General features: G+C 65.2%; 11 protein-coding genes. 7 read left to right on the top strand and 4 right to left on the bottom strand.

The window, feature by feature from the left end; translation table 11 throughout:
• Positions 1 to 121 precede the first annotated feature (121 nt).
• Positions 122 to 928, bottom strand: a complete 807-nt coding sequence (locus AABA86_RS26700; RefSeq protein WP_212253084.1) for an N-acyl homoserine lactonase family protein — start codon at positions 926 to 928, stop codon at positions 122 to 124.
• Positions 929 to 1,309: 381 nt separating this feature from the next.
• On the opposite strand from AABA86_RS26700, the gene AABA86_RS26695 reads away from it, so the two are divergent.
• From AABA86_RS26695 to AABA86_RS26675, 5 genes are all read left to right on the top strand, one after another.
• Complete coding sequence (locus AABA86_RS26695) at positions 1,310 to 2,854, top strand: caspase family protein (RefSeq protein WP_212253082.1); 1,545 nt, start codon at positions 1,310 to 1,312, stop codon at positions 2,852 to 2,854.
• Between the two features lie 159 nt (positions 2,855 to 3,013).
• The gene (locus AABA86_RS26690) at positions 3,014 to 3,697 is read left to right on the top strand and encodes an OmpA family protein (RefSeq protein ID WP_212253080.1); all 684 of its coding nucleotides are present in this window, start codon (positions 3,014 to 3,016) and stop codon (positions 3,695 to 3,697) included.
• A 158-nt stretch (positions 3,698 to 3,855) separates the two neighbouring features.
• Positions 3,856 to 4,785 carry an efflux RND transporter periplasmic adaptor subunit gene (locus AABA86_RS26685; RefSeq protein ID WP_338308970.1) on the top strand — a complete coding sequence of 310 codons (930 nt, stop codon included), beginning with the start codon at positions 3,856 to 3,858 and terminating at the stop codon, positions 4,783 to 4,785.
• On the top strand, positions 4,785 to 7,934 hold the full coding sequence (locus AABA86_RS26680) for an efflux RND transporter permease subunit (RefSeq protein ID WP_212253076.1): 3,150 nt from the start codon (positions 4,785 to 4,787) through the stop codon (positions 7,932 to 7,934). Before AABA86_RS26685 ends, AABA86_RS26680 begins: the two co-directional genes overlap by 1 nt.
• A 74-nt stretch (positions 7,935 to 8,008) precedes the next feature.
• A complete protein-coding gene (locus tag AABA86_RS26675; RefSeq protein WP_095425535.1) occupies positions 8,009 to 8,245 on the top strand; it encodes a DUF4926 domain-containing protein in 237 nt (78 codons plus the stop codon).
• Between the two features lie 3 nt (positions 8,246 to 8,248).
• On the opposite strand, the gene AABA86_RS26670 is transcribed toward AABA86_RS26675, so the two are convergent.
• Complete coding sequence (locus tag AABA86_RS26670; RefSeq protein ID WP_212253073.1) at positions 8,249 to 8,923, bottom strand: Crp/Fnr family transcriptional regulator; 675 nt, start codon at positions 8,921 to 8,923, stop codon at positions 8,249 to 8,251.
• Between the two features lie 258 nt (positions 8,924 to 9,181).
• Here AABA86_RS26670 and AABA86_RS26665 point away from each other — a divergent pair, with 258 nt between their 5' ends.
• Together AABA86_RS26665 and AABA86_RS26660 are read left to right on the top strand one after the other, a co-directional pair.
• Positions 9,182 to 11,245: an AsmA family protein gene (locus AABA86_RS26665; RefSeq protein ID WP_338308969.1), complete on the top strand. Its 2,064-nt coding sequence runs from the start codon at positions 9,182 to 9,184 to the stop codon at positions 11,243 to 11,245.
• A 220-nt stretch (positions 11,246 to 11,465) separates the two neighbouring features.
• Positions 11,466 to 13,913, top strand: a complete 2,448-nt coding sequence (locus tag AABA86_RS26660) for an adenylate/guanylate cyclase domain-containing protein (protein ID WP_338308968.1) — start codon at positions 11,466 to 11,468, stop codon at positions 13,911 to 13,913.
• A gap of 973 nt (positions 13,914 to 14,886) precedes the next feature.
• Here the strand turns inward: AABA86_RS26660 and AABA86_RS26655 are convergent.
• Both AABA86_RS26655 and AABA86_RS34660 read right to left on the bottom strand, forming a co-directional pair.
• A complete protein-coding gene (locus tag AABA86_RS26655; protein WP_338308967.1) occupies positions 14,887 to 15,105 on the bottom strand; it encodes a hypothetical protein in 219 nt (72 codons plus the stop codon).
• 11 nt (positions 15,106 to 15,116) lie between these two features.
• A complete protein-coding gene (locus tag AABA86_RS34660) occupies positions 15,117 to 15,353 on the bottom strand; it encodes a BrnT family toxin (RefSeq protein ID WP_445083492.1) in 237 nt (78 codons plus the stop codon).
• Positions 15,354 to 15,534: the final 181 nt, after the last annotated feature.

Raw genomic sequence — 15,534 nt, 5'->3', positions numbered from 1 at the left:
ACAACCTAGAAATGATGGATGAGCACGTCAATCGGCGCGCACGATCGCGCATCGTGGGCCGATGCCTCGCATCGCCACCTGAAGGCGGGTGATCAAATTTGTCTCCAAGGTGACGACATCGTCACTTCGCAAACGACCGCGACGGCGCGAGATGCAGCGCCCAGGCATCGACCTTGTCGCTGGCACGCGGATAGATCTCCGTCACGATCGGATCGTGACCGGGGATGAAACGATCGGGATGTCCGGCGAGGCGCTCGATCGTCTCCCAACCGACCGCCATGTCGCCGACATTGTAGACGATCGGGAACGGGCTCTTGCGCTGCAGATTGGCGTAGTAATGCGCGGCATCGGACGCCAACACCACGGGCCCGCGCGCGGTTTCGACCCTGACCACCTGCAAGCCGTCGGAATGGCCGCCGACACGATGCACGGTGACGCCGGGCGCGACCTCACCGTCGCCGGAATAGAAAGTGACGCGTTCGCCGTACACATGTCGCACCATCTGGGTGACGTGCTCGACCGAGAAGGGATGTCGCAGCAGGCCGTTGCACATGCAGCGCCCCGTCGCATAAGCCATCTCGCGCTCCTGGAGATGGAAGCGCGCATTCGCAAAGCGGTCGAGATTACCGGCATGATCGTAATGCAGATGCGTCACGATGACGTCGCGAATGCTCGATGCCTTGACGCCAAAACGCTCCAGCGCATCGACCGGATTGAGTGTCAGCTTGCGCGCCCGTGCGCTCGCCTCCTCGGCATTGAAGCCGGTGTCGACCAGGATGTCGCGGCCACCCCCGCGGATCAGCCAGACGAAATAGTCGAGGTCCTGCGCCGCGCTGTCATGCGGATCGGGCTGAAGGAAGTTCATGCTGGGGGTGCGCGGCGACATCGTCGCGTAGCGCAGGGCGTAGATTTCGTAGGCGTTTCCCATGATTCCTGCTTTTTGCTTTGCTTTTCTGAGTGGACCTTCCGGGACGATCCTGCGCACCAAGCCATTGTCCGCTGCAAAGGTCAAACGCCCCGCGGCGCGCGACGGGGCAGGCCTTCAATGTGAGACCAATCACATTTTGGTCGCCATGGAGGCCCTAACGTGCTGCCGGTAAGATCTAGCCGGATCAGGTCGAGCACAAACATGACAGACTGTTTATTCCCCCAGCGGCGCACCCAGGCGTTGCGGTCAATCGTCGCGATAACGCCGAATCTCCAAGTGGTTGACGCCCTCCGTCCCCGGTTTGATAATGCAGGAAGCGTAAGTTAAGGTCGCCGCGGCGCAAGCTGGTAACGGCGCCTTTTTGGCTGGACCGCGCTGATTATGAAAATTCGCTTCTTTCTTCTTCTGCCCTTGCTCATCTCGCTCGTCCCGACTGCCCCATCGCTTGCGGCCGGTGACCGTTTTGCGCTGGTCATCGGCAACGCCAAATATCCGGATGCGGATGCCCCGCTGAAGGAACCGATCAACGATGCCCGTGACGTCGCCGACGAGCTCAAGCGCGACGGCTTTTCGGTCGAGATCGCCGAGAATCTGACCGGCGACGGCATGCGCCGCGCCTTCGACAAGCTCTACGGCAAGATCAAGCCGGGATCGGTGGCGCTGGTGTTCTTCAGCGGCTTCGGCATCCAGTCGGCGCGCCAGAGCTACATGTTGCCGATCGATGCGCAGATCTGGACCGAATCCGACGTACGCCGCGACGGTTTCAGCCTCGAGACCGTCCTCGGCGAGCTCAACACCCGCGGCGCCGGCGTCAAGATCGCGCTGATCGACGCCTCCAGGCGCAACCCGTTCGAGCGCCGGTTCCGCAGCTTCTCGGCTGGCCTGACCCCGGTCATCGCGCCGAACGGAACGCTGGTGATGTATTCGGCGGCGCTGGCCTCGGTCGTCTCCGACGCCGGCGGCGAGCACAGCCTGTTCGTCCAGGAGCTCCTGAAGGAAATCCGGGTCCCCGACCTGATGGCCGAGGAGACACTGAACCGGACCAAGATGGGCGTCACCCGCGCTTCACGCGGCGAGCAGGTGCCGTGGATATCCTCTTCATTGGCCGAAGATTTCTCGTTCAGCCCGGGAGCCGGCGGATCGCGCCCGGCACCGGCGACGCCGCCCGCGCCTCCCGCGCCGCCGCCGGTCGTCGCCAACAACCCGCCGCCGGCACCGCCCGCGCCGCCGACACCACCTCCGCCGCCGAAGCCGGCCGACACCGCGGCGGCACCCGCGCCTGCTTCGCCACCGGCGCCAGCGCCCGCACCGGCCCCCACACCGAAGCCGCAGGTCGAGGCCGCCCTGCCCCCGCCGCCACCGCCGGTAAAACCGATCGATCCCGCTCCGGCGCCGAGCACGGACAGCGGGCCGAGCGCTGCCGCGCTGGCCGACGATCCCACGATCAAGAGCCTGACCTCCAAGATCGCCGCCAATCCGGACGATGTGAATGCGCTGTACCGGCGTGGCCAGGTCTATGCCAGCAAGGGCGCCTACAACCTCGCCATCAAGGATTTTGACGACACGCTCCGGATCAACACCAAGGATGTCGAGGCGCTGAATAACCGCTGCTGGACCCGCACCGTGGTCGGCGACCTCCAGGGCGCGCTGAAGGATTGCAACGAGGCGCTGCGGTTGCGGCCGAACTTCGTCGATGCGCTGGACAGCCGCGGGCTCGTCAACCTCAAATCCGGCGCGGTCAAGAATGCCATCGCCGATTTCGATGCGGCCCTCAGGATCAACCCGCGCCTGACCTCCTCGCTCTATGGACGCGGCCTCGCCAAGCAGCGCAATGGCTCAGCCCAGGAAGGCGCGCTCGATATCGCCAATGCCAAGGCGATGGATCCGAACATCGTTCAGGAATTCGCAAGCTACGGAGTGCGCTAGTATTTTTTTGAATTGAGGCAGGCGGCGGCTCGAACCCCTGGGGGCCCAGGGAAGACTAACGAACGGATGCCGCAGGCGGCCTTCCCCGGGGGGCTCATTGCAGGAATTTTGGCAGGAATTTTGGAACCGCGCGAGCTGACTGCGCAGGAGGGACTGGCTATGAAATCGGCTGCAAAGGGACTTACCGCGATCCTGTCCGTCATCACGCTTGGCATCACTCTTGGGGCCACGCTGTCGCTGCCGGCCTCGCCGGCCTTCGCCGGCGATGACGGCAACAGCAAGAACGTCACCGAGGACGACATCGTCCGCGCTTTGGCGCCGGCGCAGAAGAAGCCCCTGACCCGCGGCCTCTCGATCGCCCCGCAGGCCGATCCCGCGCCGAACGCCGCCGAGAGCAAGCTGATCCAGTCGGTGCGCGGCCGCTCGACGCGTTCGCTGTCCTCGACCGAGCGCGAGGAAATCGCGTCAGTCGCCAAGGACAAGCCGAACATCGATCTCGAAATCACCTTCGACTACAACTCCGCCAATATCAGCGCCAAGTCGATGCCATCCGTGCAGGCGCTCGGTCGCGCGCTGACCAGTCCCGACCTGAAGGGCTCCACCTTCGTGGTGGCCGGTCATACCGACGCCGCGGGCGGCGAAACCTACAACCAGGACCTGTCGGAACGCCGCGCAGATTCGATCAAGCGCTACCTCGTCGAGAAGTACAGCATCTCCGCGACCGACCTCGTCACCGTCGGCTACGGCAAGAGCAAGCTGAAGAACCCGAGCCAGCCGATGGCGGAGGTCAACCGCCGCGTCCAAGTCGTCAACATGGAAAACAAGACCACCGCATCGAAGTGAGCACGACGTAATCCTTTGAAGTGACAAGTCGTGATGTGGTGTAAAGTCTCGCTTCCAGAGCGCGTCCCGCAGCCTTGCGGGACGCCGCTTTGTTTCAGGGAAACGCTTTTCATGGGCCTCGCGCGGACGGCCGTGAGCCAGGCCAGGATGATCCGGCGATGAATCTCTCCGAATATCTCAAGCCTGCCGGAACCGTGGTGTTCGTCGTCGCGCTCGGCGTCGGCTATTACCTCTTCGAGCATCGGAAGCGCCCCGAGCCGAAGGAGACGCAGAGCGAGGCGCTCGTCATCGTGACGAAGTCGACCAATGCCTGCTTCTCCGACCTCGTGCGGGTGACCGGCTTCTTCGTGCCGCGCCGCGAGGCCGTGGTCGTCGCCGACCAGGAAGGATCCAAGGTCACCGATCTCTTCGTCACCGAAGGCACCGTCGTTGCCGACAACCAGGAGCTGGCGCGCCTGACCGCGCCGCCGCAGATCCCGGGTCAACCGCAGCGACCCGGTCCGCAAGGCCCGATCTCGCTGAAGGCGCCTGCGCCGGGCCTCGTCACCGAGGTCCGCACCATCGTCGGCGCGCCCGCATCCCCGCAGGCCGGCCCGATGTTCCGCATCGCCGTCAACAACGAGATCGAGCTCGATGCTCAGGTCCCGGCGGTGCACATGCCCAAGCTCAGCTCCGGCGCCACCGTGCGCATCAGCCGCGACGACGCGCCCGATTTGATCGGCCGGGTCCGGCTGGTTGCGCCCGAAATCGACCGCGCCACGCAGCTCGGCCGCGTCCGCATCAGCGTTACCAACAATCCGTCGCTGAAGGTCGGCGTATTCGCCCGCGCCTCGATCGACGCCAAGCGAAGCTGCGGCGTCTCGATCCCCAAGACCGCGATCGACCATCTCACCATTCAGGTCGTCAAGGGCAACACGATCGAGACGCGCAAGGTGCGGGTCGGGCTCTCGTCCGACAACGCGACGGAAATTCTGGAAGGCCTCGACGTCGGCGAAATCGTCGTGGCCGACGCCGGCTCTTCGCTCCATGACGGCGACCAGATCAAGACCATGTTCGCCGATGAACTCGATCGCACGCGGGTACGCTGATGGCTCTCAATATCTCGGCTTGGTCGATCCGGAATCCGCTGCCGTCGGTCGTCTTCTCGATCATCCTTCTGATCCTCGGCTGGGTGTCTTTCACCAAGCTCGCGGTGACGCGGCTGCCTTCGGCCGACATTCCCGTGATCTCGGTCGCGGTGTCGCAATTCGGCGCGGCGCCCGCCGAGCTCGAATCCCAGGTGACCAAGACGGTCGAAGACGCGGTCTCCGGCGTCGAGGGCGTGCGGCACATCACCTCGCAGATCACCGACGGCCTGTCGGTGACCACCATCCAGTTCGCGCTTGAAACCAACACCGACCGCGCGCTCAACGACGTCAAGGACGCGGTGACGCGCGTACGGTCGAACCTGCCGCAGAATGTCACCGAGCCGCTGATCCAGCGCGTCGACGTCATCGGCCTGCCGATCGTCACCTACGCCGCGATCTCGCCCGGCAAGACGCCCGAGCAGCTCTCCTACTTCGTCGACGACGTGGTCAAGCGCGCGCTGCAAGGCGTGCGCGGCGTCGCCCAGGTCGAGCGCATCGGCGGTGTCGAGCGCGAAATTCTGGTCTCGCTCGATCCCGACCGCCTGCAGGCGATGGGGCTGACCGCGGTCAATGTCAGCCAGAGCCTGCGCGGCACCAATGTCGACGTCGCCGGCGGCCGCGCCGAGATCGGCAAGAACGACCAGGCGATCCGCACGCTCGCCGGCGCAAAGACGCTGAGCGATCTTGCCGGCACCATGATCCCGCTGTTCGGCGGCGGCGAGGTCCGGCTCGACGATCTCGGCACCGTCACCGACACCATCGCAGACCGCCGCACCTTCGCCCGCTTCAACGGCGAGCCGATCGTCGCGCTCGGCATCAAGCGCTCCAAGGGCGCCAGCGACGTCAAGGTGGCCGAGGCCGTGCAGAAGCGCATCGACGTACTCAAGGCCGCCTATCCCGACGTCGACCTGAAGGTGATCGACACCTCGGTCGAATATACCAACGGCAATTACCACGCGGCGATCTCGACCCTGTTCGAAGGCGCCATCCTCGCCGTCGTCATCGTGCTCTTGTTCCTGCGCGACCTGCGCGCCACCATCATCGCCGCGATCTCGCTGCCGTTGTCGATCTTCCCGGCGTTCTGGGCGATGGACCTGCTCGGCTTCTCGCTGAACCTCGTCAGCTTCCTCGCCATTACGCTGTCGACGGGTATTCTGGTCGACGACGCCATCGTCGAGATCGAGAACATCGTCAGGCACATGAACATGGGCAAGTCGCCCTATCGTGCCGCCCTCGAAGCCGCCGACGAGATCGGCCTCGCGGTGATCGCGATCTCGCTCACCATCATCGCGATCTTCGCACCGGCGAGCTTCATGTCGGGTATCGCCGGACAGTTCTTCAAGCAGTTCGGCATCACCGTCTCGGTGCAGGTGTTCTTCTCCCTGCTCGCGGCGCGCTTCGTCACGCCGGTGCTCGCCGCCTACTTCCTCAAGCCCGGCACTCACGAAGAACCGCCGCCCGGCCGCGTGCTGCGGTCCTATCACAGGATCGTGGCCTGGTCGGTAAAACACTATTTCATCACGGTGCTGGTCGGCTTCGGCGTCTTCGCCGCCTCGATCTGGAGCATTACGCTGTTGCCGCAGGGTTTTCTGCCGGCGCAGGACAGTTCGCGCTCGCTGCTTGCCCTCGAGCTGCCGCCGGGCACCCAGCTCGCCTACACCGAGAAGGTCACCGAGGACATCGTCGCGCGCCTGCGCAAACGGCCCGAGGTAAAGAGCATCTTCGTCGACGGCGGGCGCGTTCCGCCGGGCACCCAGGAAGTCCGGCGCGCCGCACTGATCATCAATTACACGCCCAAGGATGCCCGCGACATCACCCAGCGCGAGCTCGAATTCTCGATCAGCCAGGAATTGGAGAACATTCCCGACATCCGCTTCTGGTTCCTCGACGAGAACGGCCTGCGCGCCATCTCGCTGGTCGTGACCGGTGTCGACGCCAACATCGTCAACAATTTCGCGAGCGAGCTCGCGACGCAGATGAAGCGGATTCCCACCATCTCCAACGTGATCTCGGAAACCACGCTGGAGCGGCCGGAGCTGCGCGTCGAACCGCGCGCCGATCTCGCCGCGCGGCTCGGGGTCTCGACCGAAAGCCTGTCGCAGACCATCCGCGTCGCCACCATCGGCGATGTCGGACCCGCGCTCGCCAAATTCGACGTCGGCGACCGCCTGGTGCCGATCCGCGTGCAGCTCGAGGATGCCGCGCGCGGCAATCTGAAGACGCTGGAGCAGTTGCGCGTGCCGCTCGGCGAGCACGGCGAGAAGGGCGGCGTGCCGCTCTCGGTCATCGCCGACGTCAAGCTCGACCAGGGTCCGACCAGCATCAACCGCTACGATCGCGAGCGGCAGGCGACCGTCGCCGCCGACCTCGTCGGCTCCGCCGCACTCGGCGACGCCACCAAGAAGATCTACGACCTGCCGGTGATGAAGAGCCGGCCGAAGGGCGTGAAGGTCTCTCCGTCCGGCGACGCTGAAAGCCTCAACGAGCTGTCCGACGGCTTCGCCACCGCGATCACGGCGGGCCTGATGATGGTCTACGCCGTGCTGGTGCTGCTGTTCGGCACCTTCCTGCAGCCGATCACTATCCTGTTCTCGCTGCCGCTCTCGATCGGCGGCGCCATCGCGGCCCTGCTCATCACCGGCAAGCAGCTGACCACGCCGGTGTGGATCGGCATTCTGATGCTGATGGGCATCGTCACCAAGAACGCGATCATGCTGGTGGAGTTCGCGATCGAAGCCATTCACGCCGGCAAGCCGCGCGAAGAGGCGATGATCGACGCCGGCATGAAGCGCGCCCGCCCGATCGTGATGACCACGATCGCGATGGCCGCGGGCATGATGCCGAGCGCGCTCGCGGTCGGTGCCGGCGGCGAGTTCCGCTCGCCGATGGCGCTCGCGGTGATCGGCGGCCTGATCTTCTCGACCATCCTGTCGCTGGTGTTCGTGCCCGCGATGTTCATGGTGATGGACGATCTCGGCGCCCTGATCTGGCGCTTCGCCAAGCGGCTGATCGTGCACAGTGAGGATGCCGAGACGGGTGGTCATCACGACGCCGCACCGGCGGAAGCAGGGCCAGCGCCGAAGAATATCATCCACCCCGCGGCGGAGTAGGGTTCGAGCGGCTGGAGCCGGATCATACGGGTCGGCGACGACCGGCCGACCTTTGTCACCTGTTGGGCGCTATGATGAGCGCAACGAACAAGAAGGAAGATCGGGCACCGCGAGCGCTGGACGTCGTCGCATTGCTCGCAAACCTGCCTGAGCACCGGTTGGCGAGGGGAAACGTTGGCACGATCGTCGAAGAGTTCGACGACGAGACAGTACTTGTCGAATTCAGCGACGACGATGGGCGGCCCTACGCCGTTGCGCCCTGTTTGCGATCCGAGCTGCTGCTCTTGCACTATGTGCCGGAGGCAGCCTAGCTGCTACTCGTTCCGCGCGATCGCAGTCAGCTTGGTCATGTTCCGCAGCAGAATACGCCCGCGCTGGAGATCCAAAATCGCTTCCTTGCGCCAGGCCTGCAGCTGGCGGTTGACGCTCTCGCGGGCGGCGCCGACGAAGACGCCGAGCTGTTCCTGCGAGATGTGCACCTCGGAACCGAAATCGGCGGCGAGTGCGCAAAGCCGCCGCGCGAGGCGCACCGGCAGCGGCTGCAGCATGGATTCCTCCATGCGCTCGCTCTGCCAGCGGATGCGCTGGCACAGCAATGCGATGATCTTGATCGCGACCTTCGGCTCGCGTTCGAGGAAGCTGAGAAAATCTTCGCGCCGCAGCACGAACAATTCGCTGGCCTCGCCCGCGGTCGCATCCGCGGTGCGATTCTGGCCGTCCAGCACCGCGACCTCGCCGAACAGGTCACCCGGCCCCATGAAATTGAGTGTCAGCCGGCTGCCGTCGGAAGCGCCGGTCTCGATGCGGACCTGGCCGCGGCGCACGCCGAACAGGGCGTCGCCGGCATCGCCCTTCTGGAACAGCACCTCGCCGTTCCCCAGATGCTGGGTGTGACAGAGATTGGACAACCGCTGGAGCTCGTCTGTACCGAGATCCGCGAACATTGCGTTCATCTTCAGGATGACCGCAAATTCGGCCTGCTTGCTCATTTCAATGTCCTTGTGAAGTCCTGGTCAGTTGTCTCGTCAGACGTATTTTCAGTCGTCTTGGCAAATCGCTTGAAATCATCACGATCAGGATCGCGTAAAACCGCGTCGAGGAAGTGTGTCATAAGTCACATAACTTTGCAGCACCCCCTGACTATTTTTACGCGCTTGGAGCCGCTTCCCGTCCGGGGATAAGCTCGGCCGTGAAGGATGGATAGCCGGCGGGATTCGACGCCGATCGTCCGTCAGTGGAAAGTCGAGATGAGAGCAGTAAAATTCGCCGGCGCGGCACTGGCCGCCGTCATCATCGTGATCGCACTCCTGCTGGTGGTCGGAATCCCCTCGGGCTTCCTGACCTCGACGATCGCCTCGCGCGTCGAGAGCGCGACCGGCTATCGGCTGTCGATCGACGGCACCACCAAAATCAGCCTGTGGCCGACGCTGAACGTCACCCTGAACGACCTCTCGCTTGCCGATCCCCGGGATCGCAGCGGCATCACGCGCCTGACGGTCGACAGCGTGCAGGCCGACATGTCGCTCTCCAGCGTGTGGTCGGGCCGCCCTCAGATCAGCGAGCTGATCGTCACCCATCCCGTGCTCTACCAGCCGCTGCTGCGTGAACGCCTGCCGAATGCGGCAGGCTCGTCGAAACCGCTCGCGCTCGATGTCGGCGGCGCATCCATCGACCGCGTCAGGGTCACCGACGGCGAAGTCGCATTCGCGCGCGTGCGCGATCGTGTCGAGGGCCGCATCAGCGCCATCAACGCCGACGCCACCATCGGCCGCGACCGCAAGGTCGGCATCACCGGCACCGCGCGCGTCGGCGACCACCCGACCAAGTTCGACATCAAGGCGACCACGCCGGCGCCGCCGGCCGACCGGCCGACGATCCCGGTGGATTTCGCCATCGACATGCCCGATGTGCTGAAGTCTCAGCTCAACGGTCACGCCGAGATGCGAATGAACGGCGATGTCGTGATGATCAACGGCGTGAATGGCCGGCTCGGCGACGGCGCCTTCAACGGCTGGGCTTCCGTCGACATCGCGAGCAAGCCGCTGGTCAAGCTCGACCTCGACTTCCAGCGGCTCGCGATTCCGCTGGCGAAATCGCCGGAGGGCACGGCCGGGCAGCCCTGGAGCAATGCGCCGATCGACGTGTCCGGGCTCAATTATGTCGATGCGCAAGTGCGGATCTCCGCGAGCGAGGCCGTGATCGGCGATGCCCGCATCGCGCCGCTGGCGCTCGATGCAAAGCTCGCCGGCGGCGTGCTGAAGGCCGGCACCGCCAATCTCGGCGCCTATGGCGGCCAGGTCTCGGGCGAGGTGATCCTGGATGCGACCAGCGGCGCGCCGAGCTTTGCCATGCATTCCGATCTCGTCGGCGTGCGCGCACTGCCGCTGCTGCAGGGCCTTGCCGAATTCGACCGCATCGACGGCAAGCTGCAGGCCAAGCTCGCTCTTCGCAGCGCCGGCACCAGCCAGCGCGCACTGATGGCGAACATGCAGGGCACGGCCTTCGTCAATTTCCAGGACGGCGCCATCCGCGGCATCAATGTCGCGCAGATGATCCGCTCGCTGACGTCGGGCACGCTGTCCGGCTGGCAGGACAACCAGAATGCCGGCCAGGAGCAGAGCACGGATTTGTCGCAGCTCTCCGCCTCCTTCCGCATCGACAAGGGCCAGGCGGTGACGACCGATCTCAACCTGATCGGGCCGCTGGTGCGCGTCACCGGCGCCGGCACCATCGCGCTCGACACCAAAATGATGGGTTTTCGCGTCGAGCCCAAGCTGGTGATGACGACCGAAGGCCAGGGCCGCGCCAATGAGCCGGTCGGCTTCGGCATTCCCGTGATGATCCAGGGCAGCTGGTCGCAGCCCAAGATCTACCCCGACATGGCCGGCATGCTGGACAATCCGGATGCCGCCTATGCCAAGCTGCGCGAGATGGGCAAGGGCCTGTTCGGCCCTGATGGCGCCGGGCTCGGCAACATCCTGGGCAGCCTCGGTCTCGGCGGAGCCACCGCACCCGGCGGCAATGCGGCCGGAAATGCCAATCCGCAAGCCCAGCAGCCGGGCCAGAACAATCTGCTCGGCGGTCCCTTGGGCGAGGCGATCGGCAATTTGATTCAGCAAGGGCTGTCCAATGGCGCGGGAAGCAGCACCGGCGCCGCGCCAGGCAGTGGCCGCAGCCGCAGCCTGCCGGCAACGCCCTCTACGCCGGCGCCACAGGCCTCGCCCGCGGCTCCGGCCCTGGAGGACCCGCCGGTCGCGCAGCAGGACAGTCAGCCAATGAACGACGTGCTGCGGCAACTTTTCAACCGGTGATGGGCGGATTCGCGGGCTTGGCTCCAAGGTCATCCGCTTACACCAGCCGCCCCGCTTCCGGCTTCCTCCGAACGGAGGAGGCCTCGGCAATCCGTCCCTTTTTACCTGCGACGGCGTCCCACGGCGAGTAACCACGCCGGCTGCTCGGCGGCCCTTTGGCCCGAATTGTGATAGAAGGACCCCGCAGCGCCGGCGTCGATGGCGGCGCGAGAGGATCGGGATGGCAGGAGCGAACGACAAGACACGGTTTCTGCGCGAGGGCCTGTTCGCCAAATACGTCGTCTCCCTCGTCGGCCTCGTCGTGTTCGTCCTCGCCGTCAACGGCGCGATGGAGACCTGGATCTCCTACCGCGCCACCAAGACACAGCTGACCGACGGGCTGGAGGACAAGGCACAGGCCGCCGCCCGGCGGATCGAGCAGTCGATCTCGGAGCTCGATCGCCAGATCAGCTGGGTGACGCGGGCGAGCCAGGACACCCTCGAAAAGCGCCGCGCCGACTACGCCCAGCTGCTGCACCAGGTCTCGGTCGTCAACCAGCTGTTCCAGCTCAACGGCGAAGGCCGCGAGGTGCTGCGCGTCTCCCGCCAGTCGACCACGACCGGCAGCAACGCCGACCTCTCCCGCGACATGCGCTTCACCGACACCGTGGCCCGCGGCGTCAGCTATGCGCCGGCCTGGTTCGCCGACCGGACGCCGTTGATGTCGATCTCGGTGGCGCATTCCGGCTTCAATGCCGGCGTCACCGTGGCCGAGATCGATCTCGGCTTTCTCTCCGACTTCCTGTCCGACGCGCAAGTCGGCAAGGCCGCCTTTGCCTATGTCGTCGATCCCCGAGGCCGCGTGCTGGCGACGTCGTCGAAGGGGCCCGATGTCGGCAAGGATTTGTCGAAGCTGCCGCAGGTGGCGGCTGCGATCGCACCCGGCCACGAGGGCGACAGTTCGGGCACCGACTTCAACGGCCATGCGGTGATGAGCGCCGCGAGCACGGTGCCGAAGCTCGGCTGGAGCGTGCTGTTCGAGCAGCCGACCACGCAGGCCCTGATGCCGATCCGCGACCAGCTGGTGCGCATCGCGCTTCTGATCGGCATGGGCCTGATGGTCGCGATCCTCGCCGGCACGCTGCTCGCCCGCCGCATGATCATTCCGATCACGGCGCTGCGCGACGGCGCCTACAGGCTCGGCGAGGGCGATTTCAGTCACCGCATCGAAGTACGTACCTCGGACGAGCTGGAAGATCTCGCCGGTCAGTTCAACCGCATGGCCGGCCAGATCCAGGAGACCTATTCGGACCTGGAGACCAAGGTCGAGGAGCGCACGCGCGATCTGGCGCAGTCGATCAACGAGCTGAAGGTGCTGGAAGAGGTCGGCCGCGCCGTCGCCGCCTCGCTCGATCTCAACGCCGTGCTGCCGACGATCGCCGCGCGCGCGATCGAGATCACGCATGCCGATGCGGTGCTGATCTACGGCTTCGATGCCGAGACGCGCCGCTTCAATCTGGTCGAGGCCAACGGCATCGACAAATCCGCTGACGGCGCCCATGTCACCATCGACGAAGGCGAGAACATCCTGAGCGATGCCGCCGAAAGCGGCGAGCCGATCGCGATTGCCGAGCTCGGCGCCGCCGCCGAGCAGCCGCTGCGCGAGGTCGCCATCGCGGCCGGCTTCCATTCGGTGCTGGTGGTGCCGCTGGTCGACCAGCAGGGCACGCTCGGCTCGCTGGTGGTGCTGCGCCGCGCGAGCGGCGAGTTCGCCGCCAGCATCATCGGCCTGATGCGCACCTTCGCCAACCAGGCCGTGCTGGCGATGCGCAATGCGCGGCTGTTCACCGAGGTCGACCACAAGAGCCACGCTTTGGAGACGGCGAACGAGACCGTGCGCGCCCAGGCCGACAAGCTGCGCGAGCAGACCGAGCAATTGAAGAACTGGAACAAGTCGCTGGAGGAGCGCGTCAAGACCCAGCTCGGCGAGATCGAGCGCATCCGCAAGCTCGAGCGCTTCCTGGCGCCGCAGGTGGCGCAGCTGATCGCCTCCTCCGACAGCCCCGAAGGCTTGCTCACCAGCCAGCGCCGCGAGGTGACCGTGGTGTTCTGCGATCTGCGCGGCTTCACCGCGTTCACGGAAGCGACCGAGCCGGAAGAGGCGATGAACGTGCTGCGCGAATATCACGCCGCGCTCGGCAAGCTGATCTTCAAATACGAGGGCACGCTCGACAAATACGCCGGCGACGGCGTGATGATCCTGTTCAACGCGCCGATCCAGTTCGAGGACCACACCAAGCGCGCCGTGAAGATGGCGGTGGAGATGCGCGACACGATCGGCCCGCTGACCGAGCGCTGGCGCAACCGCGGCCACAGCCTCGGCTTCGGCATCGGCATCGCGGTCGGCTATGCCACGCTCGGCCAGGTCGGCTTCGAGCAGCGACTGGAATATGCCGCGATCGGCAGCGTCACCAACCTCGCCTCCCGCCTGTGCGGCGAGGCCAAGCCCAACCAGATCGTGGTGAGCCGCCGCGTCTACGGCATCGTCGAGCCCTGGGTTGAAGCCCGCGCGCTCGACGACCTCCAGCTCAAGGGTTTCAATCATCCCGTGCTGGCGATGGAGATTCTGAACTGGCGCGAGGAAGTGGAGAACGTGGTGGATGCGTCAGTCGCGCGTCGAAGGGGCTAGGCTCCTCGACGGTGCCGTAGCCCGGATGGAGCGAAGCGCAATCCGGGGTCGTGCCACAAGCGATGGCGGTCCCGGATTGCGCTCCGCTCCATCCGGGCTACGGGCCCTTCTATCCCTCACAGACAGCCTATCGCGATCCCGCGGCACATAGCGCCCGGGTTTTGCGTAGGCCACGGCACCCTTCGAAATGGAAGGGCGCAGGGAAGACCGGGCACCGGCTGGCACCCGCAAGACCCCTGTGCATGAGTGCGTGATAGTCGCTCACAGGGGAGAAACAGGTGCGACCGGATGCCCGGCCTTCCCTGCGCAGTGGTTGAAACGGCTTATGTCGCGCTCTCGCCGGTGAGACGATCCCTTTGCCACCGTCGCCTTGCAGCTTTCGAGGGATGCGCAGGTCCGGTCGGACCCACGCACCGCTGCAAGACTTGACGCCGGATATTCGGGCGTCGCGACCACACGATTTTGCCGTACGCGAGGCAGCACCGTCGTACACGCGCCCGCTGATCGCTCACGGGGACTACCCGCCCTGCGACCGCATCTGGCACCAACACCGCCCGCGTCCACCGCCCCTCACCCCACGAACCCTGACGATCGCGATCCGTCCCTTACCGGGGGATGAGTTGGGAGGGATCATAGGGTGTGTCGCGGTTCGGGTAAAGTGAATTTTTGATTGTCCGAATACAAACGCGGGCATCAAACCCTGCTTGAAATATGAAAACAACCCCATGCACAGTGGACGGTGGCTGACAGATCAATGGGTTACGGAGGCGGTCGGAAGCGACAATTCAACGCGGCGGGTTTTCGCGCAGCCCGCCCCTGGTCCAGAGTCTCGACAGTGGTCGCGCTTCCACCGGTGACGACGATTTCGTCACCCTCCCTGAGCGCAAGCTGGTCGATCAGCTTCGGGGGAAGAGCCACAGCCAGATCGTCATCCCATTTGAAACCTTCATCGCGGCCTCCGCTGGGAGCAGACCTATGGTCGGGGCGAGTGCTGCTTCTCTGCGTCGAGGCGCTCGATGTCTTCCCTGAGGAGGGTGTTCACGAGGTCGTTCAGCGAAGTGCCCTGGGTCTCTGCGAGGTCCGAGAGGTAGGTTAGAACCTCGGGCTCCAGGTGGACCGGCGGCACGAGGCGAGCGCCTTTGCGGAAGAACTTGCCGCGCGCGGCGGTCGAGAAATCGTATTCGTCCTTCATCGGATCACCGATCAACCTTCATAAGACCCGATCTCGCGGCGGCTCGGGTAGCGCCCCGAGATGATGCGGATCGCGGCCCGGTCCGCTGTCAGCTCGACATAGGTATGAACGACCAGAAGCAGGTTACCAGCCGGGCTCCGGCCCATGGTAACCCATCGCTCCTCCCCTTTCGCCAGACTCATTGTCGAGTAACGACAGGGCCAGCGGATCGCTGAAAACGCCCCTCGCCGCCTCGAAGGCGCCCCCATGCTTGCGCCGATTGCTCTCCGCCTTGATCGGGTCCCAATCAAACTCGAACTGCATGGTCAAAGCTGCCCGGAGAAGACGCCGTGCTGGAGGGCGGCGAAGAGGACATCAATCGTTTCCTTCTCGCAGAGCGTAGGAATAAGCCTTTCCGTAAGAGCTTCCAAGCGGACAGATCAGATAGGG

The organism is Bradyrhizobium sp. TM233 (genome assembly GCF_036247965.1).
GTDB classification, from domain to species: Bacteria; Pseudomonadota; Alphaproteobacteria; order Rhizobiales; family Xanthobacteraceae; genus Bradyrhizobium; species Bradyrhizobium ottawaense.
This window is presented reverse-complemented; position numbering and strand designations above follow the sequence as displayed.